Annotated in this window: 4 protein-coding genes; all 4 read left to right on the plus strand. The window is 67.7% G+C overall.

What is annotated here, in order from left to right:
• Positions 1–355 (plus strand): pyridoxal-phosphate dependent enzyme (locus tag QZ753_RS09340; protein WP_294643071.1); only part of this gene is annotated, 355 nt, incomplete at its 5' end.
• A complete protein-coding gene (eutC, locus tag QZ753_RS09345; protein WP_294643072.1) occupies positions 355–1,347 on the plus strand; it encodes an ectoine utilization protein EutC in 993 nt (330 codons plus the stop codon). The genes QZ753_RS09340 and eutC, both read left to right, overlap by 1 nt.
• A 22-nt stretch (positions 1,348–1,369) precedes the next feature.
• Positions 1,370–2,551: an ectoine hydrolase DoeA gene (gene doeA, locus QZ753_RS09350; protein WP_294643074.1), complete on the plus strand. Its 1,182-nt coding sequence runs from the start codon at positions 1,370–1,372 to the stop codon at positions 2,549–2,551.
• A gap of 4 nt (positions 2,552–2,555) precedes the next feature.
• Positions 2,556–3,212, plus strand: a 657-nt coding sequence (gene doeB / locus QZ753_RS09355) for a N(2)-acetyl-L-2,4-diaminobutanoate deacetylase DoeB (RefSeq protein WP_294643076.1), incomplete at its 3' end; no start/stop codon positions are given.

The following is a 3,212-nucleotide window of genomic DNA, read 5'->3' on the forward strand; positions in this document are numbered from 1 at the left end:
GGCCAAGAGCCTCGAGGCCGGTCGTCCGATCGAGGTTGAGGAGCGGCCGACGCTGGCCGACTCGCTCGGCGGCGGCATCGGTCTCGCAAACCGCTGGACCTTTGAGGCCACGAAACGACTGGTGGACGAAGTGGTGCTGGTCACCGAGTCTGAGATCGCCGCCGGCATCCGTCACATCTACCGGGAGGAGCGCGAGGTCGTGGAGGGGGCAGCAGCTGTCGGCGTCTCCGCAATCCTTTCCGGCCGCGTTCGACCGCGAGGACCGACGGTCGTCATCCTGACGGGCCTCAACATCGACCCGGCCCTCCACCTCCGCATCCTGAACGGCGCGGACGCGCTGGAGGTGGCCGTCTGATGCCGACGATCCGCATCCTGACCGAAGCCGACCTGCGCGCGCTCGTACCGCTCGACCTCGCGGCTGTCGGCTGCGTCGAGGACGGCTTCGCCGCGCTCGCGACGAAGCCCGTCGCCATGCCTCCGATCCTGCGGCTCGAGATACCCGAGCATCGCGGCGAGGTGGACGTGAAGACGGCCTACGTGCCGGGACTTGCCGGGTTCGCCATCAAGATCAGCCCCGGCTTCTTCGACAACCCGAAGCTCGGTCTGCCCAGCCTCAACGGCATGATGGTGCTGTTTTCGGCGAGCACCGGACTTGTCGAGGCGCTGCTCCTCGACAACGGCTATCTGACGGACTTACGCACGGCGGCGGCGGGCGCGGTCGCCGCCCGGCACCTCTCCCGCGGGGATGCCACCGTCGCCGCGATTCTCGGCGCGGGGACGCAGGCTCGGCTCCAGCTGGAGGCGCTCACTCTGCTGCGGCCGATCTGCGAAGCGCGGATCTGGGCACGCGATCCGGAACGGGCCTCGAACGTTGCCGCAGAACTGACCGCTGAGCTTGGCATCGCCGTGTCGGCGACCGTCGACGCGCAGGAGGCCGTCCACCGATCCGACATCGTCGTCACCACCACGCCGGCCGAAAGGCCGATCCTCTTCGCAGACTGGATCGAGCCGGGAACCCACGTCACCGCCATGGGTTCGGACGCCGAGCACAAGAACGAGATCGACCCGGCGCTGCTGGCCCACGCCGAACCCTACATCGCCGATCGCCTATCGCAGACGCGTCGGCTCGGCGAGCTGCACCACGCGATCACGGCGGGCGTGATCGGCGCTGCGCAGGACTTTGACGAACTTGGTGCCGTCGTCGCCGGCCTCGCGCCGGGCCGCGCATCTCCGGATGCGGTCACGCTCTGCGACCTCACCGGCACCGGCGTTCAGGACACCGCCATCGCGACTTTGGCCGCCGCCCGCGCTCTCGCCATTGGCGCCGGAACCCCCTTCACCACCTGATCCACCATCCGGGAGACACGTCATGAGCGGACCCGCTCTCAACTTCACGCGCGAGGAATACGCCGCGCGCCTCGCCAAGACACGGGCTGCCATGCAAGCGAAGGGCGTCGAGCTGCTCTTCGTTTCCGACCCGTCGAACATGGCCTGGCTGACGGGCTACGACGGCTGGAGCTTCTACGTGCACCAGGGGGTGCTGGTCGGCCCGGAAGGCGAACCGGTCTGGTGGGGCCGCGCCATGGATGGTCACGGCGCGCGCCGCACCGCCTATCTCGCGGAAGACAACATCGTCGGCTACCCAGACCATTTCGTGCAGTCGACCGAGCGCCATCCGATGGACCACCTCTCCAGCGTGATCACAGAGCGGGGCTGGGACAAGCTCTCCATCGGCGTCGAGATGGACAACTACTGGTTCTCGGCGGCGGCCTTCGCGTCGCTCCAGCGGCATCTGCCGAACGCCCGGTTCCAGGATGCGACGGCGCTCGTCAACTGGCAGCGCGCGATCAAGAGCCCGACCGAGCTCGGCTACATGCGCATTGCCGGGCAGATCGTGACGAAGATGCACGAGCGGATCTTCGACAAGATCGAACCGGGCATGCGAAAGTGCGATCTGGTCGCCGAGATCTACGACGCCGGCATCCGGGGCACGGCCGAGCACGGCGGTGACTATCCCGCCATCGTCCCAATGCTGCCCTCGGGCGCCGACGCGGTCGCGCCGCATCTGACGTGGGACGACAAGCCGATGCGCGTGGGCGAGGGCACGTTCTTCGAGATCGCGGGCGCCTACAAGCGTTACCATTGCCCCCTGTCGGGCACCGTCTTTCTCGGCAAGCCGACGCAGGCGTTCCTCGACGCCGAAAAGGCGACGCTGGAGGGGATGGAGGCCGGTCTCGAAGCCGCGCGTCCCGGCAACACCTGCGAGGACATCGCGCTGGCCTACTTCGCGGTGCTCAAGAAGCACGGCATCGTCAAGGACAGCCGCACCGGCTACCCGATCGGCCTGTCCTATCCGCCGGACTGGGGCGAGCGCACGATGAGCCTGCGCCCTGGCGACCGGACCGAACTGAAGCCCGGCATGACCTTCCACTTCATGACCGCGCTCTGGGCCGAGAATATGGGGCTGGAGATCACAGAGACGCTGGCGATCACCGACACCGGCTACGAACTTCTGGCCGACGTGCCGCGCAAACTCCTCGTGAAAGGCTGATCCCATGACCGGGACCCTCAGGCCTTCGCCGATCGCGGCGACGATCGACTTCGAGGAGGACGGCGTCCGGCACGGCTTCCTGCGCCTGCCCTACAGCCGGGACGATTCGGCCTGGGGCTCGGTCATGATCCCGATCACGGTCGCGAAGAACGGGGAGGGTCCGACCGCGCTCCTCACCGGCGGCAACCACGGCGACGAGTACGAGGGGCCGATCGCGCTCTTCGACCTCGCGCGCACGCTGAAGACGGAGGTCGTCTCGGGCCGCGTCATCATCGTGCCGGCCATGAACTACCCGGCCTTTCGTGCCGGCACGCGCACCTCGCCGATCGATAAGGGCAACCTCAACCGGGCCTTTCCCGGAAGCCCGGACGGCACGGTCACGCAGAAGATCGCCGACTACTTCCAGCGCACGCTTCTGCCGATGGCCGACATCGTGCTCGATTTCCACTCTGGCGGCCGCACGCTGGATTTCGTGCCTTTCGCCGCCGCACACATCCTGCCGGACAAAGGGCAGGAGGCGGCGAGCTTTGCGGCGGTTGCGGCTTTCGGCGCACCGTTCTCCATGCGTATGCTCGAGATCGACGCGGTCGGCATGTACGACACCGCAGCGGAAGAGATGGGCAAGGTGTTCGTCACCACGGAGCTCGGCGGCGGCGGAACG

Origin of the sequence: uncultured Aureimonas sp. (genome assembly GCF_913775355.1) — a bacterium.
GTDB lineage: Bacteria > Pseudomonadota > Alphaproteobacteria > Rhizobiales > Rhizobiaceae > Aureimonas.